The following is a 23271-nucleotide window of genomic DNA, read 5'->3' on the forward strand; positions in this document are numbered from 1 at the left end:
GACGCGAGACACGGCTCGGGCAGAGTTTGCACGGCCCGGGCCCGGCTGGCGCGGACCAGCCGGTAGCCGATACTGGAGGGGCCCATGAACGAGCCCCAGGAATTTCTGCGCAACCGTATCCGGCGCGATCAGCGGGGCACACCTCCGCCCGAACAGCGCACCGCGAGTCCCCGGACGCCGTCCCCCTCGCCCGCGCCCCCGCCGGTGCAACACGCCCCCGCTCCGCCGCCGAAACCCGTTCCGCCGGCTCCGCCCGAGCCGGCGCGGCGCGAAATGCCACCGCCGCCACTCCGCGCCGACGTTCCCGCCCGTGCGGTTCCGCCCCTGCCCGGACCGGCCCGCCCGGTGTCACCGCCCCGGCGTCCCGACCATCCCCCACTACCGGCCGGACCCTGGCCGGGCGCCGCGGCGTCACCGACCCACACGCGGGCCCAGCCGACCGAACGCGGTTGGCGACGCGTGGTGCGTGCGGCAACATTCGGCCTGTTCAAGCCCGGGCCGTCGGCCGCGCAGCGCGATGCGGCCCGATTCGAAGCCGCCATCCGAACCGCCCTGCACGGCAACCACAAGGTCGGCGTGCTCGGTAAAGGCGGCGTCGGCAAGACTTCGGTGGCTGCCAGCGTCGGCTCGATCCTCGCTGAGCTGCGCCTGCAGGACCGCATCGTCGCGATCGATGCCGACACCGCCTTCGGCCGGCTCAGCAGCAGGATCGATCCGGGCACCACCGGCTCGTTCTGGGAGCTGACCGCCGACAAGAACCTGCAGTCCTTCGCCGACGTGACCTCCCGCGTCGGCAGAAACTCCACCGGCCTCTACGTGCTAGGTGGTGAACCGCTGTCCGGACCGCGCCGGGTGCTGGACCCCGCCATCTACCGGGAAGCCGCGTTGCGGCTGGATCGGCACTTCGCCATCTCGGTCATCGACTGTGGCTCCACGATGGATGCGGCCGTCACCCGCGAAGTGCTGCGGGATCTGGACGCCCTGATCGTGGTCTCCTCGCCGTGGGCGGACGGCGCCGCCGCTGCCGCCAAGACCGTCGAGTGGTTGTCGGATCACGACCTCGGCGATCTGCTGCGGCGCAGCGTCGTCGTGCTCAACGACTCTGACGGCCACGCCGACAAACGCACCCGGTCGCTCCTGGCTCGCGAGTTCGTCGACCACGGACAACCGGTGGTCGAGGTGCCGTTCGACCCCCATCTGCGACCGGGCGGCGTCATCGACGTCACAGCGGAGATGGCCGCAGCGACGCGCCTGAAGTTTTTGCAGATCGCGGCGACCATCACCGGCTACTTCGCCTCGCGAGCCGAGGCACCCCGCCCTCGCGGCCGCGGCTAGCGCCTCGGATCAGCCGCTGCCTGGACCCTGGAGATCACGGCGCCGCGCACGGTCAACACGTTCACCCCGAACAGCTGCCGGTCGACGGCCGACGACGCGCGGCCGGTCTTGCGCGCATTACCCGCCAGGGTGCCCGTCGGCGGTGCCGACGGGTTCGAGTCACTGGCGGGCCGCTCGCCGCATCCGGTTCCACCCGGTCGATGCGTCGTAGCAACCCGCAGACGCAAACAGCGCGAGAAATCTCAATGATTTCTCGCGCTGTCGACGCAGTCGGCTGATCACGGCCCAGACCGCAGACCCCTCGAAGCAGGGGCTCGGAACTGTCGCGACCTATGCCGATTGGGCGGTCACCCGCTCACGGACGGTGAAACCGTTGCGCTCGGCCAGCGACCGCAGCTGGGCCAACGCGAACGCCCGCGGACGGCCCGAGTCAGGGATCACCACACCGGCCCAAAGCCCCTCAGCGCCAGGCGATTCCACAGCTTCCTTCGCGCACGGCCACCGGCGTGGGCAGGCCCGGCACAACGTCTTGGCCTCTTCGTCAGGGGTCGTCGTCCAGCGGTCGGGGTCTTGCGTGCACACGCCCAGCTGCGGGACTTCGTACAGCGTTGTTGCGGTCATGTCGTGCATTCCTCCATAAAGCGTTGCGCGTTCTGCCCCTCCGCCAGAAGGTTAGCGCAATCAACCGTCGCAGTGCAACAGTTCATTGTGCAGCGGGGCGCAGCTAGCGCTACGGCTTTCCGGCGGGACGGGCGAGTTTACCCATTCAACCTGCAATCACCAGGGGTTATCTGCTGGCAATCGGCTGTGCGTCGGCTGATGATCAGCTGCTTCGATCGACAGCATTCGAACAAAGTGTTTCGCGTAGCGACGGTTGGCGCTATGGTTAACCGTAGCGGTTGGCCGGTTTCGGCATCTCGGCACCTGGCGTGACGACCGCACGCAAAGCGTAGCGAAGGTATAGCAATAGAAGGGTGCAACGGTTACGATGTTGGTCAGCGGAAGGCGGGTCCCGCGGCTCGCCGTGCCGACCGCCCTGACCAGCGCGAGCGAGGATTCCACGCAGATGCCCAACGCCGAATCGACTGTGCGGCCGGCTGCGCCGGCCGTCGCCGGCGGTGTCGCGGCCACTGCGATCGCGACCGGCTACACCGTCGTGGACATCGGCCGTCCGCAGCGTTATGGCCCGCAGGCCGCCGGTGTGGACCTGCGGGCGGTGGCCAATCACGGAACGTGGCGCGTCGTCGACGATCACCCGAGCGGTATGTTCGTCGACGGACTGCACGAGAGCCCGTCCGTCAGCGACAACTACAACGTCCGGTTCGGCGATCCCACTGGAGGCAAGGCGTTGACGTTCGAAGTCGTCAGGCCGTCGAATCCGCCTGAAGAGCACCGTCAGGACGATCTGACCAATGACGCCGACCCCGGCGTGGTGAGAGCCGGTGCGGCTGCCGCCGCCCGCCGTCGCGAACTCGACATCAGCCAGCGCAGCCTGGCGGCCGACGGCATCATCAACGCGGGTGCGCTGATCTCCTTTGAGAAGGGACGCAGTTGGCCTCGGGAGCGCACCCGCGCCAAGCTCGAGGAAGTACTGCAGTGGCCGGCGGGCACAATCGCCCGCATCCGTGAGGGTGAGGCCGTCGCCAATCAACCCGTTCCGACACCGGCCCCCGATGGCGCAGCCCAGGCCCCGCCCGCCGGTGACGGGCCCGCGTCGCTGATCGCCCAGGCCGTGGCCGCCGCCGTCGACACCTGCAGCCTGGCCATCGCCGCGCTGCCCTCTCCCGACGATCCGGAGTTCACCGAGCGTGCGGCGCCGATTCTCGCGGACCTGCGCCAACTCGAAGGCATCGCCGTACAGGCCACGCGAATCAGCCGGATCACTCCCGAACTCATCAAAGCAATGGGGTCGGTGCGGCGATACCACGACGAATTGATGACACTGGGCGCAACGGCACCGGGCGCCACCTTGGCCCAGCGTTTGTATGCGGCCCGGCGGCGGGCCAATCTTTCCACTTCGGAAACGGCGCAAGCGGCCGGAGTCAGTGAAGAAATGATCGTCCGAGCCGAAGCCGAAGAAGTCTTGCCGGCCGAAACTGCCGAAGCGATCGAAGCCCTCATAAGTCAGATCAATTGACATGGTCGGGCGGCGCAATCACACGCTGACGCGGTGGGATGCGATTGTCCGGGGAACGTGCACGCCGTTGCCAAACGCAGCTGTGAAGTTGGATCCGTGGTGCGCCCGAAATGGCCCGCCCCACCCGAAAATTCGTGCATCTAGCCCTGTCAGAGCGCTGCTAAGCTCAACATACGGTGCGAAGGTGCATAAAGAAATGACCGTGCACACCAACAAGCCAACGTAAGGAACCACTCAAATGTCGGGTAGCGCGATGTGCAGGACCACCAGCAACTTCATCTATGCCCAGTTGTTTTTGCTGGGCGAGGGTATTCCTGACCCGGGTGACATATTCAATGCGGGTTCGTCATTGTTCAAAGGCGTAGCCGACAAGATCGGTCTGGCCATTCCCGGCACCAACTGGATTGGCAGCGCCGCGGACGCCTATTTGAACCAGAACACAGCCCAACAGCTGCGCGCCAAGTTGATGGGTGACATCGACAATCTCACGGGCAACCTGATCTCGAATCAGGCCGAGCATGTTTCCGACACGCGTGACGTACTGCGTGCCATGAAGAAGATGGTCGACGGCGTCTACAAAGCCTGCAAATGGCTCGAAGACCACCTCTGGTTTGTCGGTGACGCCCTGTCGGTGGCGCTGGCCATTCCGGCCTGCGGCCTCGCGATGGCCGTCGTCGGCGGCGCCCTGCTCTACCTGACCATCATGACCGCGATGAACGCGGCCAGCATGGTCGGACTGGGCGGACGATTGCTCGACATCCTGACCAACCTGCCCAACCTGGCCGGGCTGATCCCCGACATCATCGGCGGCATCATCGGCGACCTCTGGCCGCCGAAGCTGCCCGACCTCCCGATCCCCGGCTTCCCCAACATCCCCGGCCTGCCGGAATTCACCTGGCCCCCCACCCCGGGCATTCCGGACTTCAACCTGCCCATCCCGGGCCTACCCGACTTCCAGTGGCCGAACATCCCGGGACTGCCGAACTTCGGCGGCCTCATCCCGGGCTTCCCGGACTTCGGCGGCGGCGGCCTGATCCCCGGTTTCCCCAACCTGCCCGGGATGCCCGGCATCCCCAACCTGTTCCCCGGACTGCCCAGCCTCGGCGACCTGTTCCCGGGTGTCGGCAACCTGGGCGCGCTGCCCACCTGGACGGAATTGGCGGCCCTTCCCGACTTCCTGGGAGGCTTCGCCGGCATGCCGGCACTGAGCTTCAGCAACCTGCTCAGCTTCGCCCAGTTGCCCGGCGTCGGACAGATCACGTCGACGATGGGCCAGTTGCAGCAGCTCGTGGCGGCCGGCGGCGGCCCGGGCCAGATGGGAAGCATGGCCAGCCAGCAGGCCCAGATGATCTCCGCGCAAGCGCAACAAGGCGCCCAGAAGGACGACCAGCAAGACATGGGGGCCGCGGCAGCGGGCTCCGAAGGCGAGCGCGCACCCGTCGAGGCGGGTGCCGGCGGCCAGCAGGGCCAGCAGGGGACCGTCCTCTGATTGCGAACACTCGGCCACTAAACGGCCAAACCCATAGCAAGCCAAAGCCATAGCGAGTAAAACGTTAAACGTAGAGGAGGGTCTACCCCATGTCCGGAGTTCTCAGCGTCGCGCCATCATTTCTGAAGGTGCTGTCAGGCATGCAGAACGACATAGCGAACCAATTCAAAACCGCGACCGACTCGGTCAGCGGGATCAGCAGCAAGGTCTCGATGACCCATGGTTCGTTCACATCCAAGTTCAACAATGCGCTGCGCGAAGTGGAAACCAACCGAGGCAATACCGGCAAAGGGGTGCAGGGCGTGGCCACCGGACTTGCCACGAACCTGATCCAGGCCGCCACCGCCTACCTCAACGCCGACCAGGGGCTGGCCGGCGTCATCGACAAGATCTTCGGCTGATCATGTCCGGTCCGCTCGCATCCGGTCGCGCGGGCTTGGTCGACGACGTCGTGGGCGTCGAGGTGACCATCGACGGCATGCTGGTCATCGCCGACCGGTTGCACCTGGTGGATTTCCCCGTCGCGCTTGGGATCCGGCCCAACATTCCGCAAGAGGACCTGCGCGACATCGTCTGGGAACAGGTGCAGCGCGACCTTACCGCGCAAGGCGTGCTGGACCACAACGGCCAGCCCCACCCGAGCGTCGCCAGGATGGTGGAAACCATCAGCAGGGCGGACCGGACCTTGGAGTGCCGGTGGTGGCGCCGCGACCGCGCGGACGGCGTGATGGTGCGGTTTGCGGTGTGCCGCAAGGGCGATACCCATGTGATCGCGGCGCGCGACGACGACATGCTGGTGCTGCAGCTGGTGGCGCCACAGGTCGGTCTGGCCGGAATGGTGACCACCGTGCTGGGCCCGGCCGAACCGGCCAATGTCGAACCGCTGACAGGAATCGCCAGCGAGCTGGCCGAATGCACGACGGCCGCGCAGCTCACCCGGCACGGGGTCCCGCCCGCCCAGGCGCGCATCTACGCCGAGATCGTGAGCGACCCGACGAGCTGGGTCGAGATCATCGCTACGCAACGGCATCCCGGTGGCACCACCACCCATACCTCAGCTGCCGCAGGGGTTCTGGACTCAAAGCATGGCCGGTTGGTCTCGCTGCCGCGGCGGGTCGGCGGCGAGCTGTACGGCAGCTTCCTGGCCGGCAGTCAACAGAACCTGCAGCGTGCCCTCGACAGCTTGCTGGAGCTGCTACCCGCCGGCTCCTGGCTGGATCACGCCCAAGCCTCCGCCTGAGGACGACTTCGCAAACTTCCGATACGAGAAAGGGACCCGACAGTGGACCTGCCCGGGAACGACTACGACAGCGATGATCTCGGAGCGCTGGACTTCTCCGGTGGTGCAGCCGCCGTCGAGCAGTCACCTCTTGACGCGCTGAGCGACTATGCACCCCCGACCGAATCCGGCGACGACGGAACGGAGCTCGACGCGCTGCAGGGACTGACGGAGAAGGAAGAAGAACCCGACCTCGCGTTGTTCACCGTCACCAACCCGCAGGGGTCCGTCTCGGTCACCGCGCTGATGGACGGACGGGTCCAGCACATCACCGTGACGGACAAGGCGTCGAGCATGTCCGAACCCGCGCTAGCGGAAGAGATCTTCGTCATCGCCGACCTGGCCCGGCAGAAGGCGCGGGCCGCACAGCACACCTTCATGGTGGAGAACATGAGCGAAATGACCGGCGACAGCGACCAGCAGAACGCGCTGCTGCACGAGTTCGTCGGCATGACCTTGAACCTGCCCACACCGGAAGAGGCCGCCGCGCGCGAGGCCGAGGTGTTCGCCACCCGGTATGACGTGGACTACACGGCCCGCTACAACGGTGATAAATGACTGATCGCCTGGCCGGTATGTTCGATAGTGCCGTCGGCATGCTGCCGTTGTCGCAGGCACGGTCCCTCGACCTGTTCACCGAGATCACCAATTACGACGACGCGGCCTGCGATGCCTGGGTCGGGCGGATCCGCTGCGGCGACACCGACCGCGTGACCCTCTTCCGCGCCTGGTATTCGCGTCGCAACTTCGGGCAACTTTCCGGTGCCGCCCAGATATCGATGAGCACGCTCAACGCGCGGGTGCCCATCGGGGGCATATACGGCGACATCACCTACCCGATCACCTCGCCGCTGGCGATCACCATGGGTTTCGCGTCGTCCGAAGCGGCGCAAGGCAACTACGCCGACGCACTGGAAGCGATCGACGCCAGCGCGGTCGCCGGATCGGAGCATCTGGTGGCGTGGCTCAAGGCGGTGATCTACGGGGCCGCCGAACGATGGACCGACGTGATCGACGAGGTCAAGGGCGCCTCGAAGTGGCCGGACAAATTCCTCGCCGGCGCTGCCGGCGTCGCGCACGGGGTGGCCGCGGCGAATCTCGGCCTGTTCACCGAAGCCGAACGCCGGCTTACCGAAGCCAACGACTCGCCGGCCGGTGAGGCGTGCGCACGGTCCATCGCCTGGTTTCTGGCGATGGCGCGCCGCAGCCAGGGTAACGAGGATGCCGCCGTGGCGCTGCTGGAGTGGCTGCAGACCACTCATCCGGAGCCCAAAGTCGCCGCGGCACTGAAAGATTCGTCGTACCGGCTGAAGACCACGACGGCCGAGCAGATCGCTTCTCGCTCGGACCCGTGGGATCCGGGCAGCGTAGTGACCGACCACTCCGGGCGCGACCGGCTGCTGGAGGAGGCCCAGGCCGAACTGGACCGCCAGATCGGGCTCAGCCGGGTCAAGACGCAGATCGAGCGGTACCGCGCAGCGACACTGATGGCGCGGGTTCGCGCCGCCAAGGGAATGAAGGTCGCCCAGCCCAGCAAGCACATGATCTTCACCGGGCCCCCGGGCACCGGCAAAACCACGATCGCGCGCGTGGTGGCCAACATCCTGGCCGGGTTGGGCGTCATCGCCGAGCCGAAGCTGATCGAGACCTCCCGCAAGGATTTCGTCGCCGAGTACGAAGGACAGTCAGCGGTCAAGACCGCCAAGACGATCGACCACGCCCTGGGCGGGGTGCTGTTCATCGATGAGGCCTATGCGCTGGTGCAGGAACGCGACGGGCGCACCGACCCGTTTGGTCAGGAAGCCATGGACACCTTGCTGGCCCGCATGGAGAACGACCGTGACCGCCTGGTGGTGATCATCGCGGGGTACAGCAACGACATCGACCGGCTGCTGGAGACCAACGAGGGTCTGCGCTCGCGGTTCGCCACCCGCATCGAGTTCGACACCTACAGCCCCGAGGAGATCCTGGAGATCGCCAAAGTCATTGCCGCCGCTAATGACTCGACACTCAGCCCAGAGGCCGCGGACGAGGTACTGGAGGCCGCCAAGATGCTGCACGACCGGACGCTGCGCGGCCGGCCGGCCCTCGACATCGCCGGGAACGGCCGCTACGCGCGGCAATTGGTCGAGGCCGCCGAGCAGACCCGCGATATGCGTTTGGCGCAGGGTCTCGACATTGAGGCTCTCGACGTGGACCGTCTACAGGAGATCAACGGCACGGACATGGCCGAGGCGATCGCCGCGGTACATGGACACCTCAACATGAGAGAGTGACACATGGGGCTTCGCCTGACCACTAAGGTTCAGGTCAGCGGCTGGCGCTTCCTGCTTCGCCGAGTCGAGCACGCCATCGTGCGCCGCGACACCCGCATGTTCGACGATCCCCTGCAGTTCTACAGCCGCTCGGTCTGGCTCGGTGTGGTCATCGCGGTCATCATCCTGGCGGGCGCCGGGCTGCTGGCCTATTTCAAGCCTCAGGGCAAACTCGGCGGTACGACCCTGCTCACCGATCGCGCGACCAACGAGCTTTACGTGATCATCTCGGGGCAACTCCATCCCGTCTACAACCTGACCTCCGCACGACTGGTGCTGGGCAACCCGGCCAGCCCCGCGACCGTCAAGTCCTCTGAGCTGAACAAGCTGCCCCTGGGCCAGACCCTGGGCATACCCGGCGCACCGTACGCCACCCCGGTGTCCGGTGACACCACCTCGGTCTGGACCTTGTGCGACACCGTCGCCCGCGCCGACACCGCCTCACCGTCGATACAGACGTCGGTGATCGCGATGCCACTGCAGCTGGACTCCTCGAATGATCCGGTCGACTCGAACGAGGCGCTGCTGGCGACCTACCAGGGTCAGCAATGGATCGTCACCGAAAAAGGCCGTCACTCCATCGATCTCGCCGACCGCGCGCTTACTTCGGCGATGGGGATACCCGTCACCGCCAAGCCCGTCCCGATTTCCGAGGGGATGTTCAACGCGCTGCCCAGCCAGGGCGCCTGGCAGTTGCCGCCCATACCGTTGGCCGGCACGCCCAACACCCTCGGCCTGCCCGATGATCTGGTGATCGGCTCGGTGTTCCAGATCCACACCGACAAGGGTCCCCAGTACTACGTCGTGCTGCCCGACGGCATCGCCATGGTGAACGCGACCACCGCGGCGGCGTTGCGCGCCACCCAGTCACACGGGCTGGTGGCACCGCCCGCGGTGGTGCCGAGCCTGGTGGTTCGGATGCCAGAAAAGGTCTACGCCTCACCGCTTCCCAACGATCAGCTCAAGATCCTGTCCCGGCCTGACGAGCCGACGCTGTGCTGGAGCTGGAGCCGCGCGGCGGGTGACCAGGCCCCCAAGACGACCGTGCTGTCCGGCCGGCATCTGCCCATCCCGCCATCGCAGATGAACAACGGCATCAAGCAGATTCAGGGCACGGCAACCATTTACATCGACGGCGGCCGGTTCGTTCAGTTACAGTCCCCTGATCCGCGCTACGGCGAGTCGATGTACTACATCGACCCCGAAGGGGTGCGCTACGGGGTGCCCAATGCCGATGCGGCAAAGGCGCTGGGGCTGAGTTCGCCGAAAACCGCGCCCTGGGAGGTCATTCGGCTGCTCGTCGACGGGCCGGTGCTGTCCAAGGAAGCGGCCATGCTGGAGCACGAGACGCTACCGGCCGACCCGACTCCCCGAAAAGTTCCGGGCGGAACCCCGGGAGCCCCGCAATGACGACGGATGAATCATGACGACGAAGAAGTTCACCCCGACCATCACCCGCGGTCCCCGGCTGACGCCGGGCGAGATCAGCCTCACCCCGCCCGATGATCTCGGCATCGACATTCCGCCGTCGGGCATCCAGAAGGCACTTCCCTATGTGATGGGCGGTGCGATGGTCGGCATGATCGCGATCATGCTGGCCGGTGGCACCAAGCAGTTGTCGCCCTACATGCTGATGATGCCGCTGATGATGGTCGTGATGATGGTCGGTGGCATGGCCGGCGGCACCGGCGGTGGGGGCAAGAAAGTGCCGGAGATCAACGCCGACCGGAAGGAATACCTGCGGTATCTGGCGGGCCTGCGCAGCCGGGTGACCGCGTCGGCCACCTCGCAGGTCGCCTTCTTCAGTTACCACGCGCCACACCCGGATGACCTGCTGTCGATCGTCGGAACGCAGCGGCAGTGGTCCCGACCGGCCAACAGCGACTTCTACGCTGCCACCCGGATCGGCATCGGCGACCAGCCGGCGGTGGACCGACTGCTGAAACCGGCCGTCGGCGGCGAATTGGCCGCCTCCGCTGCGGCACCCCAGCCGTACCTCGAGCCGGTCAGCCACATGTGGGTGGTGAAATTCCTGCGCACCCACGGCCTGATTCACGATTGCCCGAAACTGCTTCAGCTGCGCACCTTTCCGACGGTCGCGCTGGGCGGCCACCGGCCGAACGCGGACCGGATGCTCGCTGCGATGATCTGTCACCTGGCGGTTTTCCATCCGCCGGACCTGCTGCAGATCCGGGTGCTCACCGACGATCCCGATGATCCGGATTGGTCCTGGCTGAAGTGGCTCCCGCATGTTCAGCACCAGACCGAAACCGACGCCTCAGGGGCGGTGCGGATGATCTACACCAGGCCCGACCAACTGGCCGATCTGGCCGCGCGCGGACCGCACGCACCCGACGCGCTGCCCACCGGCCCCTACGTCGTCGTGGTCGACCTCACCGGAGGAAAGGCGGGGTTTCCCCCCGACGGACGTGCCGGCGTCACCGTCCTCACACTGGGCAACCACCGCGGGTCGGCCTACCGCATCCGCGCCAACGAGAACGGGTCGGCAGAAGACCGGTTGCCCGGCCAACAGTTCCGGCTGGTGACCTCGACCGCCGACAGCATGACGCCGCTGGAAGCCAACCGGCTGGCCCGCAAACTCGCCGGCTGGTCCATCACCGGCACCATCCTGGACAAGACGCAACGCGTCCAGAAGAAGGTTGCCACCGAATGGCACCAGCTGGTCGGTGCCAAGAGTGTCGAAGAGGTGACGCCGGCCCGCTGGCGGATGTACACCGACACCGACCGGGACCGCCTCAAGATCCCGTTCGGCCACGAACTCAAGACCGGCAACGTCATGTACCTCGACATCAAGGAGGGCGCGGAATTCGGGGCCGGACCACACGGCATGCTCATCGGCACCACGGGTTCGGGCAAGTCCGAATTCCTGCGCACCCTCATCCTGTCGCTGGTCGCGATGACCCACCCCGATCAGGTGAACCTGCTACTCACCGACTTCAAGGGTGGTTCGACCTTCCTCGGAATGGAGAAACTTCCCCACACCGCGGCGGTCGTCACGAACATGGCCGAGGAGGCCGAACTGGTCAGCCGCATGGGTGAGGTGCTCACCGGCGAACTCGACCGGCGGCAGAACATCCTGCGGCAGGCCGGTATGCAGGTCGGTGCCGCGGGCGCCCTGTCCGGCGTGGCCGAGTACGAGAAATACCGGGAACGCGGGGCCGACTTGAAGCCGTTGCCAACGCTTTTCGTGGTTGTGGACGAGTTCGCCGAGCTGTTGCAGAGTCACCCGGACTTCATCGGTCTGTTCGACCGGATCTGCCGCGTCGGCCGGTCGCTGCGGGTACACCTGTTGCTGGCCACCCAGTCGCTGCAAACCGGAGGTGTCCGCATCGATAAGCTCGAGCCCAACCTCACCTACCGGATCGCGCTGCGTACCACCAGCTCTCATGAGTCCAAGGCGGTCATCGGTACGCCGGAGGCGCAGTACATCACGAACAAGGAAAGTGGTGTCGGGTTCCTCCGGTGCGGTATGGAAGACCCGGTCAAGTTCAGCACCTTCTACATCGGTGGTCCCTACATCCCTCCGGCAAAGGTGGAGACCAATGGGGACGGCAGCGGCCGCACCCCGGCCGTCAAGCACTCCGTGAAGATCCACCAGTTCACCGCGGCTCCGGTGATCGACACCGCGCCGGCTATCGAAGAGGCACTGATATGACCGACACGGAAGTTCGCGCGCTTCGCGAGGTGGTGCTCGACCAGCTGGGCACCGGCGAATCCCGGGCGTACAAGATGTGGCTGCCGCCGTTGGCGGACCCGACACCGCTGAACGAGCTCATCGCACGGGATCGGCGACAACCGCTGCGCTTCGCGCTCGGAATCATGGACGAGCCGCGCCGGCACCTCCAGGACGTGTGGGGAGTCGACGTCTCGGGGGCAGGCGGCAACATCGGCATCGGTGGCGCCCCGCAGACGGGGAAGTCGACCCTGCTGCAGACGCTGGTGATGTCGGCAGCCGCTACCCACTCCCCGCGCAACGTGCAGTTCTACTGCATCGACCTCGGCGGCGGTGGCTTGATCTACCTGGAGAACTTGCCGCACGTCGGCGGCATCGCCAACCGGTCCGAGCCCGACAAGGTTTACCGGGTGGTGGCCGAGATGCAGGCCGTCATGCGGCAGCGGGAGCAGATGTTCAAAGAGCACCGGGTCGGTTCGATCGCGATGTACCGACAGCTGCGCGATGATCCCAACAATCCCGTCTCGGCCGATCCCTACGGCGACGTCTTCCTGATCATCGACGGGTGGCCGGGTTTCGTCAGTGAGTTCAACGAGCTCGAAGGTGCGGTGCAGGACCTGGCCGCCCAGGGCCTGGCATTCGGCGTGCACGTCATCATCTCCACCCCGCGATGGACGGAACTGAAGTCACGCGTTCGCGACTACCTGGGCACCAAGATCGAGTTCCGCCTCGGTGACGTCAACGAGACCCAGATCGACCGGATCACCCGGGAGATTCCGGCGAACCGGCCCGGGCGGGCCGTCTCAATCGAGAAGCACCACCTCATGATCGGCGTGCCCCGATTCGACGGCGTGCACAGCGCTGAGAACCTGGTGGAAGCCATGACCGCGGGCGTCAACCACATCGCGTCGCAGACCACCGAGAAGGCACCGCCGGTCCGGGTACTGCCCGAGCGCATTTACCTGCACGAACTCGACCCGAACCCGCCAGGCCCGGAGTCGGACTACCGCACCCGCTGGGAGATCCCGATCGGACTACGCGAGACGGACCTCACCCCGGCCTACAGCCATATGCACACCAACCCGCATTTGCTCATCTTCGGCGCGGCCAAATCCGGCAAGACGACGATCGCTCACGCCGTCGCGCGGGCCATCTGCGCCCGCAACAGTCCCGACCAGGTTCGGTTCATGCTTGCCGACTACCGCTCGGGCCTGCTGGACGCCGTGCCGCAGTCACACCTGTTGCAGGCGGGCGCGATCAACCGCAACAGCGCGAGCCTGGACGAAGCGGTGCTGGCGCTGGCGGCGAATCTGAAAAAGCGGCTGCCGCCGACCGATTTAACGACCCAACAATTGCGCTCGCGTTCATGGTGGAGCGGTTTCGATGTCGTGCTGTTGGTGGACGACTGGCACATGATCGTCGGCGCCGCAAGTGGCATGCCCCCTATGGCGCCACTCGCCCCGCTGTTACCGGCCGCCGCGGATATCGGATTGCACATCATTGTCACCTGTCAGATGAGCCAGGCGTACAAGGCCACGATGGACAAGTTCGTCGGCGCCGCCTTCGGGTCGGGCGCCCCGACCATGTTCCTCTCCGGAGAGAAGCAGGAGTTCCCTTCCAGCGAGTTCAAAGTGAAGCGGCGGCCTCCTGGCCAGGCTTTTCTCGTGTCTCCCGACGGAAAGGAGGTCATCCAGGCGCCCTACATCGACCCCCCCGACGATCTCCAAGAATAAGTGCACGGACCACCCCCAAGTCCCGGTTAGGATTATTTCAGTGCCAGTCGACAAGCCGGCGGAGCTGGTTCCGGGGACTCCGAGTAATCGAACCCCAGGGAAACGCTGACCAACGGTTTAGTTTCCGGCAATAAACGGCGCAGTTTTTGCCCGGAGCACAATTGCAAAGGCCATAACTGAACGAATAGAAATGGCGTATTGCGCCTTCGCGTGATCGCCGGCAGGATCCAGAGGGGAGTTGATCACCATGCTGTGGCACGCCATGCCACCAGAGCTGAACACAGCACGGCTGATGGCCGGCGCAGGCCCGGCTCCCATGCTGGCAGCAGCGGCGGGCTGGCAGGCACTTTCGGCCGCGCTCGATGCGCAGGCCGTCGAGCTGACCGCCCGGCTGAACTCACTGGGCGAAGCCTGGACCGGTGGCAGCAGCGACAAAGCGATCTCCTCCGCTCTGCCGATGATCACCTGGTTGCAGACCGCGTCGACACAGGCGAAGACGCGTGGCCTTCAGGCCACCGCGCAGGCGGCGGCATACACCCAGGCCATGGCCACCACGCCGTCACTGCCCGAGATCGCGATGAACCACATCACCACCGCGGTGCTCACGGTCACCAACTTCTTCGGCATCAACACCATCCCGATCGCCCTCAACGAGATCGACTACTTCGTGCGGATGTGGACCCAGGCCGCCGTCGCGATGGACATCTACCAGGCCGAAACGCTGGCCAACACCATGTTCGAGCAGATCGAGCCGATGGCTTCGATCCTCGACCCGGGAATGAGCCAGAGCATGGCGTCCAGCCCCATGATGGGCATGCCCACCCAGCTCGGCAGTGTCACACCCGGCCAGTTGTCGGCGACCGCCGGCCAGGTCGCGGAGCTGAGCGGACCGATGCAGCAGCTCACCCAACCCGTGCAGCAGATGACGTCGATGATCGGCCAGATGGGCAGCAGCTCGGGCGGCAGCGGCACGGGACTCGGAAGCGACGAATCCCAGCTAGGTCTCGTCGGTGCCAGCCCACTGTCCAACCACCCGCTGGCCGGCGGGTCGGGCGCGAGCGTCGGCGCGGGCCTACTGCGCGGCGAGGCGCTGCCCGGCGCGGGCGGCACGCTGGCCCGCACGCCACTGATGACGGGCCTAATCGACAAGCCCACCGGTCCCGCGATGATGCCGGCGGCGGCCGGCGAGTCGGCCACCGGAGGCGCGGCCCCGGTGGGTGCGGGGGCGATGGGCCAGGGCGCGGGCGGAGGCGGCAGCTCCCGGCCTGGCCTGGCGGCTCCGGCCCCGGCCGCTCAGGAGCACGACGAATCGGAAGAAGACCTGTGGGACGACGAGGACGACTGGTGATCGCCCACAGCCACAACAGACTTCCCGGCCAAACCGGGCCGGAAGACTTGCCAACCCATGGCGAGGAATGGAATGAGAGAAAGTAGTCCAGCATGGCAGAGATGAAGACTGATGCCGCTGCCCTCGCGCAAGAGGCAGGTAATTTCGAGCGGATCTCCGGCGACCTGAAGACTCAGATCGACCAGGTCGAGTCCACCGCGGCTTCGCTGCAGGGTCAATGGCAGGGTGCCGCCGGCCAGGCCGCTCAGGCCGCCGTCCTGCGCTTCCAAGAGGCCGCGAACAAGCAGAAGGCTGAGCTCGACGAGATTTCGACGAACATCCGTCAGGCCGGCGTCCAGTACCAGCGTGCCGACGAGGAGCAGCAGCAGGCACTGTCGTCGCAAATGGGCTTCTAGATAAATCCCCCCAGATACCACCAAGAAACGGAGCAAGAAACATGACAGAACAGCAGTGGAATTTCGCGGGCATCGAGGCCGCGGCCAGCACCATCCAGGGGAATGTCACGACCATTCACTCCCTGCTCGACGAGGGCAAGCAGTCACTGACCAAGCTTGCCGCCGCGTGGGGCGGTAGCGGTTCGGAGGCCTACCAGGGCGTGCAGCAGAAGTGGGACGGCACCGCTCAGGAGCTGAACAGCTCCCTGCAGAACCTGGCCCGGACGATCAGCGAGGCCGGTCAGGCCATGCAGTCGACCGAGGGCAACGTGACGGGAATGTTCGCGTAAGTAGGGCCTTCCTACGCGTAGAATCTCGAAGCACGAGATCGGGCGAGTTCAACCCATCCGGGGGATCTCGCCCCTTCTCGTGCTTCGTGTTTTTTGCCTACTGTGACGACCTTCAGAGAGGTTCTCATGCCGGCCGACTATGACAAGCTCTTTCGGCCGGCTGAGGATTTCGATTCGTCCGACGACGACGCGGGCGCGACTTTCTTCGACCCGAATGCGTCCGTTACCACAGCGCCTTCGGGCAATGGTGGTGCAGGCGTGCCTGCGGTCGATTGGTCGCCGCCGGCCTCCCCGTCGCCGCCGAGCGCTGCGGCGGAGCCCGCCCATGCCCCACCGCCGGACCTGCCCCCGATGCCGGTGAGCGAAGCATCTCCCGAACCGCCCGAACCGCCGCCGGCCGCGTTCGAGCCGCCGCCGGTAGCCGCTCCGGTGACCGGGCCTGCGGGGGCAGGGCCGAGGTCGTCGCGACCGCCGATGCCGATCGGCGGCCCGCCCCCGGCACCGCCCGAACCCCCCGCCCCCGAGCCGGTCGCACCGCCTGCTGAGGTTGCCGAGCCGGCGCCGGCGGCTTCCGAGCCGACTGCCGCAGGCAAACCACCCCGGCCACCGATGCCCGTGGCCGGACCGCCGCCGGCGGCGGGTCCGCAGCCTTCCGGCGAGCCGCGGTCGGCACCACCGAGGCCGCCGATGCCGATCGGCGGCCCGCCTCCGGAACCTCCACCGCCGCCTCCCGAACCGCCGCCGGCACCGCGGCCGGCCGCGCACCAACCGCCCCCGGCACCGCCGGAACCTCCACCGCCGCCTCCCGAACCGCCGCCGGCACCGCGGCCGGCCGCGCACCAACCGCCCCCGGCACCGCCGCCCCCTCCGCCGGCGCCGCGCGAGCGGCCGCCGGGTCCGGTACCCGGCAACGGACCGCCGCAGCCGAATGCCGGCGAGGCACCGCCGGCCCAGCCCGACGCCAACCGTCGGGTCCGGCTCGGCGCAAACAAGCAGCAGCCCGGCCCGCCGCCGGCACGACCGCAGGCCGAGGCGCCCCCGCCATCACATCGGGCCCGGCGGGGTCACCGCTACCTGCCCGACCCGGACTCCGGCGAGGTCGATCCCGACGCCGGCCCCTACTTCCGGGTCCCCATGCCACCGGATTCCCCCACGAGGCGAACACCCACCGGACAATCGTCGCCGCCGCCGTCTCAGGGCGGCAAGCGGCGAGCACCGTCGGGTCCGATTCCTGTCCATTCCCCGCAGGCACCACCCGCGAATCGATCGCCGACGGCCGCGCCACCGCCGTGGGCCCGCGCTCCCGGAACCCTGATGCCGGCGCCCGCCGCCGAACCTGCGCCGGTCAGCCCGGCCGCGGATTATGAGCAGCGGCCGACGCCCTCGAAGGGCACCAAACCCGTGCCGCATCGCGGCTGGCGGCGCGTGCTGTACACACTGACGCGCATCAACGCCGGTCTGTCCCGCGACGAGAAGTACGAACTGGAGCTGCGTGAGCGGGTCAGCCGCAAACCGCGCGGCTCCTATCAGATCGGCATGCTCGGACTCAAAGGCGGCGTCGGCAAGACGACGACGACAGTCACCCTGGGTACCATGCTGGCCCAGGTGCGCGGCGACCGGATCCTGGTACTTGACGCCGACCCCGGATGCGGCAACCTCGCCGAACGCGCCGGTCGCACCTCTTCGTCATCCATCGCGGATCTGATCGCCGACAAGAATCTGTCGCACTACAACGACGTGCGGGCGCACACCAGCGTCAGTGCGCACAATCTCGAGATCCTGCCCACCGCCGAGTACACCACCGCTCAGCGCGGGCTCAGCGGTGAGGACCTCCGGTTCGCGGTGGACACCGTTTCGAAGTTCTACAACCTGGTGCTGGCCGACTGCGGGCCCGGTCTGTTCGACCCGGTGACCCGCGGCGTTCTGGAGACGGCCTCGGCGATCGTGATCGTGACCAACGTGTCGCTGGACAGTGCGCGCCAGGCCGAGAGCGCCCTGGAGTGGTTGCGTAACAACGGTTACCAGGACCTGCTGAGCCGCGTCGTGGTGGTCGTCAATCACGTCGCGGTTGGTGAAACCAACGTCGCGGAGAAGCAGTTGGTGAGACAGTTCCAACAGCTGGTCCAACCGAACCGCGTCGTGCTGCTGCCCTGGGACAGGCACATCGCAGAGGGAACTGAGATTCAGCTCGACCGGCTCGGCCCCGTCTACAAGCGGCGGGTGCTCGAGCTGGCCGCGGCTTTGTCCGACGATTTTGAAAGGGCTGGACGTCGTTGAGCGCACCTGCTGTTGCTGCCGGCTCTGCCGCCACGGGGACTGCCCCCGCCCGTCCCGCCACCACGCGGGTGACAATCCTGACCGGTAGACGGATGACCGACCTGGTGCTGCCGGCGGGAACGCCGATGGCCACCTACATCGACGAGACCGTATCGGTGCTGGCCGACCTGCTGGAAGACACCCCGCAGGAGGTGCTGGCGGGTTTCGACTTCGCCGCCCAGGGCGTGTGGACCTTCGCCCGCCCCGGCTCACCGCCGCTCAAGCTCGACCAGTCGCTCGAAGAGGCCGGGGTGGTTGACGGCTCGTTGCTGACGCTGGTGTCGGCGAGCCGGACCGAGCGGTACCGGCCTCTGGTCGAGGACGTCATCGACGCGATCGCGGTGCTGGACGAGTCCCCGGAATTCGATCGCTCGGCGGTCGATCGTTTCATCGCCGTGGGGATCCCGATTCTGACGCTGCCGATCACCGCCATCGCCCTGCGTGCGTGGTGGGTCACCGGGCGGAACTGGTACTGGGCGGTGGCGCTTGCGGTGGTGGGGGCCGCGGCCCTGATGGCCTCGTTCGTTGCGAAGCGGTTCTACTCCAGGGCCGAGCTGTCGGAATGCCTGCTCATCGCGGCCTACCCGTTACTTGCCGCCGCGGCGGCCATCGCCATACCACTGCCGCGAGGAGCCACTTCGCTCGGAGCGCCTCAGCTCGCCGCTGCGGCGGCAGCGGTGCTGTTCCTGACGCTGGCGGTCCGTGGCGGTCCGCGGCAGCGTCATGAGGTGGCGTCGTTCCTCGTGGTCGCGATGATCGCGGTGGTCGCCACCGCCGTCGCCACCGGGTACGGCTTCAAGGACTGGGTGCCGGCCGGTGCGATCGCGTTCGGGCTGTTCGTCATCACGACCGCGGCGAAGTTGACCGTGGCGGTGGCCCGAATCGCGCTGCCTCCCATTCCCGTCCCCGGTGAGACCGTCGACAACGAGGAACTGCTCGACCCGGTGACCGCCGACCCCGCTATGGCCGACGCCGCCAGCGATGAAACTCCGACCTGGCAGGCGATCATCGCGTCGGTGCCCGCATCGGCGGCCCGGCTGACCGAGCGCAGCAAACTGGCCAAGCAACTACTGGTCGGGTACGTGACCGCGGGCGCGTTGATTCTGGCCATTGGTGCGATCGCGGTCGTCGTGCACGGTCACTTCTTCGTGCACAGTCTGGTGGTCGGCGGCCTGCTCACCGTGCTCTGCGGGTTCCGGTCGCGCCTCTACGTCGATCGTTGGTGCGCCTGGGCGTTGCTGACCGCGGCGGTCACGATTCCGACGGGCCTGGCCGTCCGGCTGAGCCTGTGGTATCCGAACTGGGCTTGGCTTATCCTGACCGGCTACCTCGTGCTGGTGGTGGTCGCCCTGACCCTGTACGGCGCGATGGCGTCGCTCCGCCGGCTGTCACCGGTGATGAAGCGCATTTTGGAACTGGTTGACGGTGCGGTGGTGGCGTCGATCATCCCGTTGCTGCTGTGGATCACCGGCGTCTACGACATGGTCCGTAATCTGCGGTTCTAATTTTTCTAGATCGGTGCCGCGACCGAACCCGCCGGTTGCGTGCCCCCGCCCGCGGTTTCGACGGGTGCGCTGACCAAGGTCGCGTTGCCGGCCGCCGCACCGTCGACCGGCTGACCGTCCGCCTCGTCCTTGCCGTCGTCGTCCTTCTTGTCCTCATCCGCCGGCTTGGTGTCACTGGCGAGCTGCGCCGGGGCACCGCCGCTCTGGCCCGCCTGCGAGGCGGCTTGCTGCACACTCTGGCCGACCTGCTGGCCCATCGGCGCCATCTGCTGAGCCAGCGGCGCGAGCTGAATCAACTGCGGAACGGTCGCTGCGATCTGCGGCGACATCGCCTGAGCCTGCGCGCCGACATTAGCCACCTGCGCCGCCGCGCCGGCTGTGGCCGTACCCAGCAACTGTTGTGCCGCGCCGGCCGGCCCGCCCAGCATCGCGGCCGCCGCACCCGCACCAGCACCGGAGCCTGCGCCGAGCAGCCCGCTGGACTGACCCGTCATGGCTCCTGTGACAGTGGCGCTCAGCGATTGACCGCCCGCAGCGAACCCGTACTGCGACAGTGCCTGACCCAACGACTGATCAGCCTTGGCGTAGATGTCGGCCGCGGTGCCCATGCTGGTTGCGGTGCGCTTCAGCGAGGCGGTGACGCCGGGCAGCCCGTCAGTGACGAGCGATTCGATGCTGGAGATGGTCTGGTTGATCGCGGCCGAGACCGAGTCCGATCCCGTCACGGCCATCGGGGCCGGCGGCGTCGGAAAGACGAGCTCGGTGAGTTTGCTTGCCGCGGCGATCAGGCGGGCCGGGTCAACGGCTAGCGGTTCCGCCATCACAGCGTCCCTTCTGTACGTTTCCCATCGGGAAAATCTTACCCTCGCCGCTGCGGCCCCCCGCGCGGCAATTCGCGCAGGTTTGCCGGCGAGCAGGTTACGGCTTCTCGGTCAGCGCGCTGTCGAGCAGTCCGGCGATGAAACGCCAGTACAGGAAGTCGACGACCGCCGGACGTTGGGCCGCCGGATCGGCGGCGGCGTAGGCCTGGTGCAGCGCGAGATCCCGGCTGTGTGCGGCGTAGGCATGGAACGCCCGCAGGTGCGCGACTTCACGGCCGGTCGCCGTGCTGGTCATCGGCGTCATCACGTCGAACCACAGCATGTGCCGCTCGTCGTCGGGTGCCTTGGCGTCCACCGGCGCCGGCGGCAACAGGTCCACCAGGTGCAAGTCGTCGGTCTCTTGCAGCTGAGCCGCGGCCGAGGGATCGACCACCTCGAGCCGGGACCGGCCGACCATCTTGCCGCTGTCCGGAATGTCGTCCTCTTCGAGGATGACCTTGGGCACGCCGGGGTCGGAGTTCGCCAGCTGCTCCGCGGTGCCGATCACCGCGCGCAGCTTGAGGTCGTGGAACGCGGCCCAGCCCTGTATCGCGAGCACCGGGTAGGTGGCGCAGCCGGCCTTCTCATCGGCGGGGACGTTGCGGTCGGCGCTGGCCATGTGAACCTTGGCGGGTAGTTCGACGCCCTCCGGGATGTAGGCCAGTCCATAGCTGTTTGCCACCACGATCTCGCCGTCGGTGGTGACCGCGGTGATCCAGAAGAAACCGTAGTCGTCTTCACCGCCGCTGTCGCTGGCGTTCAGTGCGGCGGCGACGCGCCGCGCCAGCCGCAGCGGGTCCTTCTTGGCGCCGCGCGCCGACGCCGCGGCCACCGCGTCGCGTGCCGCGCGCGCTGCCGAGATCGGCACGGACGGCAACACCGTCACGTCGTCCGCGGGCGGGCTCTTCTCCTTCTGCGCGTCATCGCTGCGCTCTGGCGCAGCCGGACGCGCCGGCGGCGCGGTGCGCGCCGAGACCGGACGCGGTGTCGCGCCGGCAGGGGCCCTACCCGCCGCGCCCAGCGGTGCCCGGCCGCCCGCGGCACGCGACCCGGCGCCGGGTGCGGCGGCCGCACCACCGGCGGGGCCGGCGCCTGAGGAGGCGCCGCCGCCTCCCAGGCCGGCCGAGGAGCCGCGGGCGGCGGCCGGCGGAATGCCGGTGGCCGCCGCCGGTGCCATGGCCGGCGACCCGTCGTCGCTGCGATGCGAGGAGCCCGAACCGGTCGCCTGACCGGGGTGAGTGGGCGCCTCCGCCGCCGCCGCCGGCTTGACGTGCGGGGTGTCGGTGGACGGGGTGAACGGGGTCGACGGCGTGCTGGGGTCGGTGGGCAGCGACGGCGCGTCGGGCGACGGCGGACCGACCGGTGTGGGGGCCGGGCCGGTACCGGGCGCCGGGTTCGCCGGGGCCGGCGCAGGAGCGGGGGTCACCGGGGCCGGCGCCGGTGCCGGCGCGACCGGGGTGACCGGCTTGTCGTCCGGCTTCGGCTTGACCGGCGTGATCGGGCTGATCGGGGTCCCGGGCGTGGACGGATTGACCGGGGCGGCCGGGATGGACGGGTTGAGTGGGGACACCGGCGTGCCGGGAGTGGTCGGGTCCAGCGGGTTGAATGGTATGCCGGGATTGAGCGGGTTGTACGGGTTGGCGGGCACGGGCTCGAACGGCCGCGGCGTCACCGGCTTCGACGGCGCGCCGGGGGTCACCGGGTTGTACGGGTTGGCCGGTACGGGCTCGAACGGCGTTGGGGCCGGACCGACCGGGGTCGGCCTTGCCGGTGTGGGCACGACGAGCGTCGGCACCTCCGGGGTCGGCGGCGCGACCTGATGCAGCAGATCCTCGAGCGCGTTGTGCGGCGGCTTCCAATTCCTGGATTCCAGCACCTGCTGGGTCGTTTCGGCGATCAAACTGGCATTGGCCTGCTGGGTGGCCCGCACCAGGGAATTGATTGCGTTTTGACGCTCCTCGGGTTCCAGCTCGGTGTCGTTCTCCAGAATGGAGATTTCCCGGTGTGCGCCGTCGACATTGTTTCCGATTTCCGATTTCGCCTGCACCAGCAAATCACCGATGTGCTGGTGCCAGGTAATGACGGTCGCGAGATAATCCTGCAGCGTGCTGATTTCGTTCAGATTCGCGCCCAACGCGCCGTTCGCGGCGTTGGCGGCACCGCCGGACCAGACGCCGCCCTGAAATACCTCGACCTGCTGGTGCCGGGCGGAATCCATCACGTCGGCGACCTGGTGCAGCATCCCGTTGAACGCCTGGGCCCGGTCGTAGAAGGCGTCCTCGTCAGCCTCGGGCCAGCCGCCCTCCAGCATCTGACCGGCATATTCGCCAGTCGGTCGTGGAATGCCCATTGCCTACTCTCCTACCGGGCGTCGGGGAGCCGGAGGGAATCCGGCCCCGCTCGGTGCCACCCGAACGTCATGGTTACCAAGCCTAACCGAGCTTAAAGCCTGCCAGCTGCGGCAATTTCGCGGTGCCGATGCGATTGCGGCATACTCATAACGATCTCAGATTTCGCTCGATAAACTCTCGGGTGC

At 67.4% G+C, this 23271-nt stretch carries 19 protein-coding genes; 15 read left to right on the forward strand and 4 right to left on the reverse strand.

Going from position 1 to position 23271, the window contains the following annotated elements; translation table 11 throughout:
- Positions 1-128: 128 nt before the first annotated feature.
- On the reverse strand, positions 129-425 hold the full coding sequence (locus ACX9NE_RS00305; RefSeq protein WP_459360366.1) for a hypothetical protein: 297 nt from the start codon (positions 423-425) through the stop codon (positions 129-131).
- On the opposite strand from ACX9NE_RS00305, the gene ACX9NE_RS00310 reads away from it, so the two are divergent.
- Positions 325-1335 carry a MinD/ParA family ATP-binding protein gene (locus tag ACX9NE_RS00310; RefSeq protein WP_459360362.1) on the forward strand — a complete coding sequence of 337 codons (1011 nt, stop codon included), beginning with the start codon at positions 325-327 and terminating at the stop codon, positions 1333-1335. The two genes, ACX9NE_RS00305 and ACX9NE_RS00310, sit on opposite strands and share 101 nt — an antisense overlap.
- Before the next feature lie 330 nt (positions 1336-1665).
- Here the strand turns inward: ACX9NE_RS00310 and ACX9NE_RS00315 are convergent, their stop codons facing one another.
- Positions 1666-1956, reverse strand: a complete 291-nt coding sequence (locus ACX9NE_RS00315) for a WhiB family transcriptional regulator (protein ID WP_459360293.1) — start codon at positions 1954-1956, stop codon at positions 1666-1668.
- 445 nt (positions 1957-2401) lie between these two features.
- On the opposite strand from ACX9NE_RS00315, the gene ACX9NE_RS00320 reads away from it, so the two are divergent.
- From ACX9NE_RS00320 to eccD, 14 genes are all read left to right on the forward strand, one after another.
- Positions 2402-3472 carry a helix-turn-helix domain-containing protein gene (locus ACX9NE_RS00320; protein WP_459360292.1) on the forward strand — a complete coding sequence of 357 codons (1071 nt, stop codon included), beginning with the start codon at positions 2402-2404 and terminating at the stop codon, positions 3470-3472.
- 238 nt (positions 3473-3710) lie between these two features.
- On the forward strand, positions 3711-4961 hold the full coding sequence (locus ACX9NE_RS00325; RefSeq protein WP_459360291.1) for an EspA/EspE family type VII secretion system effector: 1251 nt from the start codon (positions 3711-3713) through the stop codon (positions 4959-4961).
- Between the two features lie 89 nt (positions 4962-5050).
- Positions 5051-5362, forward strand: a complete 312-nt coding sequence (locus ACX9NE_RS00330) for an ESX-1 secretion-associated protein (RefSeq protein ID WP_459360290.1) — start codon at positions 5051-5053, stop codon at positions 5360-5362.
- Between the two features lie 2 nt (positions 5363-5364).
- A complete protein-coding gene (locus tag ACX9NE_RS00335) occupies positions 5365-6201 on the forward strand; it encodes an ESX secretion-associated protein EspG (protein WP_459360289.1) in 837 nt (278 codons plus the stop codon).
- Between the two features lie 42 nt (positions 6202-6243).
- The gene (locus tag ACX9NE_RS00340) at positions 6244-6798 is read left to right on the forward strand and encodes a DUF2694 domain-containing protein (RefSeq protein WP_459360288.1); all 555 of its coding nucleotides are present in this window, start codon (positions 6244-6246) and stop codon (positions 6796-6798) included.
- Positions 6795-8516, forward strand: a complete 1722-nt coding sequence (eccA, locus tag ACX9NE_RS00345; protein ID WP_459360287.1) for a type VII secretion AAA-ATPase EccA — start codon at positions 6795-6797, stop codon at positions 8514-8516. Before ACX9NE_RS00340 ends, eccA begins: the two co-directional genes overlap by 4 nt.
- A gap of 3 nt (positions 8517-8519) precedes the next feature.
- On the forward strand, positions 8520-9965 hold the full coding sequence (eccB, locus tag ACX9NE_RS00350) for a type VII secretion protein EccB (RefSeq protein ID WP_459360286.1): 1446 nt from the start codon (positions 8520-8522) through the stop codon (positions 9963-9965).
- A gap of 13 nt (positions 9966-9978) precedes the next feature.
- Positions 9979-12231, forward strand: a complete 2253-nt coding sequence (gene eccCa / locus ACX9NE_RS00355) for a type VII secretion protein EccCa (protein WP_459360285.1) — start codon at positions 9979-9981, stop codon at positions 12229-12231.
- Positions 12228-13982, forward strand: a complete 1755-nt coding sequence (gene eccCb, locus ACX9NE_RS00360) for a type VII secretion protein EccCb (RefSeq protein ID WP_459360284.1) — start codon at positions 12228-12230, stop codon at positions 13980-13982. Before eccCa ends, eccCb begins: the two co-directional genes overlap by 4 nt.
- A 247-nt stretch (positions 13983-14229) precedes the next feature.
- Entirely contained in the window at positions 14230-15330 is a 1101-nt protein-coding gene (locus ACX9NE_RS00365) for a PPE family protein (protein WP_459360283.1), read from the forward strand.
- Between the two features lie 92 nt (positions 15331-15422).
- Complete coding sequence (locus ACX9NE_RS00370) at positions 15423-15725, forward strand: WXG100 family type VII secretion target (protein ID WP_459360282.1); 303 nt, start codon at positions 15423-15425, stop codon at positions 15723-15725.
- A 41-nt stretch (positions 15726-15766) separates the two neighbouring features.
- Positions 15767-16054 (forward strand): WXG100 family type VII secretion target, encoded by a 288-nt coding sequence (locus tag ACX9NE_RS00375; RefSeq protein ID WP_459360281.1) that lies wholly within the window; start codon positions 15767-15769, stop codon positions 16052-16054.
- Positions 16055-16180: 126 nt separating this feature from the next.
- The gene (locus ACX9NE_RS00380) at positions 16181-18331 is read left to right on the forward strand and encodes a MinD/ParA family ATP-binding protein (protein ID WP_459360280.1); all 2151 of its coding nucleotides are present in this window, start codon (positions 16181-16183) and stop codon (positions 18329-18331) included.
- Complete coding sequence (gene eccD, locus ACX9NE_RS00385; RefSeq protein WP_459360279.1) at positions 18328-19875, forward strand: type VII secretion integral membrane protein EccD; 1548 nt, start codon at positions 18328-18330, stop codon at positions 19873-19875. The genes ACX9NE_RS00380 and eccD overlap by 4 nt, the downstream gene beginning before the upstream one ends.
- Positions 19876-19880: 5 nt before the next feature.
- Here the strand turns inward: eccD and ACX9NE_RS00390 are convergent, their stop codons facing one another.
- Together ACX9NE_RS00390 and ACX9NE_RS00395 are read right to left on the reverse strand one after the other, a co-directional pair.
- The gene (locus ACX9NE_RS00390; RefSeq protein ID WP_459360278.1) at positions 19881-20696 is read right to left on the reverse strand and encodes a hypothetical protein; all 816 of its coding nucleotides are present in this window, start codon (positions 20694-20696) and stop codon (positions 19881-19883) included.
- Between the two features lie 97 nt (positions 20697-20793).
- On the reverse strand, positions 20794-23085 hold the full coding sequence (locus ACX9NE_RS00395; RefSeq protein ID WP_459360277.1) for a DUF1542 domain-containing protein: 2292 nt from the start codon (positions 23083-23085) through the stop codon (positions 20794-20796).
- Positions 23086-23271 lie beyond the last annotated feature (186 nt).

This window comes from Mycobacterium sp. ML4, from assembly GCF_054515735.1.

Bases quoted from the DNA above. Each gene is read 5' to 3' on its own strand.
- eccCa (WP_459360285.1), top strand. From the start codon at position 9,979: ATGACGACGAAGAAGTTCACCCCGACCATCACCCGCGGTCCCCGGCTG.
- ACX9NE_RS00330 (WP_459360290.1), top strand. From the start codon at position 5,051: ATGTCCGGAGTTCTCAGCGTCGCGCCATCATTTCTGAAGGTGCTGTCA.
- ACX9NE_RS00370 (WP_459360282.1), top strand. From the start codon at position 15,423: ATGGCAGAGATGAAGACTGATGCCGCTGCCCTCGCGCAAGAGGCAGGT.
- ACX9NE_RS00395 (WP_459360277.1), bottom strand. From the start codon at position 23,085: ATGGGCATTCCACGACCGACTGGCGAATATGCCGGTCAGATGCTGGAG.
- ACX9NE_RS00380 (WP_459360280.1), top strand. From the start codon at position 16,181: ATGCCGGCCGACTATGACAAGCTCTTTCGGCCGGCTGAGGATTTCGAT.
- eccCb (WP_459360284.1), top strand. From the start codon at position 12,228: ATGACCGACACGGAAGTTCGCGCGCTTCGCGAGGTGGTGCTCGACCAG.
- ACX9NE_RS00375 (WP_459360281.1), top strand. From the start codon at position 15,767: ATGACAGAACAGCAGTGGAATTTCGCGGGCATCGAGGCCGCGGCCAGC.
- ACX9NE_RS00320 (WP_459360292.1), top strand. From the start codon at position 2,402: ATGCCCAACGCCGAATCGACTGTGCGGCCGGCTGCGCCGGCCGTCGCC.
- ACX9NE_RS00365 (WP_459360283.1), top strand. From the start codon at position 14,230: ATGCTGTGGCACGCCATGCCACCAGAGCTGAACACAGCACGGCTGATG.
- ACX9NE_RS00315 (WP_459360293.1), bottom strand. From the start codon at position 1,956: ATGACCGCAACAACGCTGTACGAAGTCCCGCAGCTGGGCGTGTGCACG.
- eccB (WP_459360286.1), top strand. From the start codon at position 8,520: ATGGGGCTTCGCCTGACCACTAAGGTTCAGGTCAGCGGCTGGCGCTTC.
- ACX9NE_RS00325 (WP_459360291.1), top strand. From the start codon at position 3,711: ATGTCGGGTAGCGCGATGTGCAGGACCACCAGCAACTTCATCTATGCC.
- eccA (WP_459360287.1), top strand. From the start codon at position 6,795: ATGACTGATCGCCTGGCCGGTATGTTCGATAGTGCCGTCGGCATGCTG.
- ACX9NE_RS00390 (WP_459360278.1), bottom strand. From the start codon at position 20,696: ATGGCGGAACCGCTAGCCGTTGACCCGGCCCGCCTGATCGCCGCGGCA.
- ACX9NE_RS00335 (WP_459360289.1), top strand. From the start codon at position 5,365: ATGTCCGGTCCGCTCGCATCCGGTCGCGCGGGCTTGGTCGACGACGTC.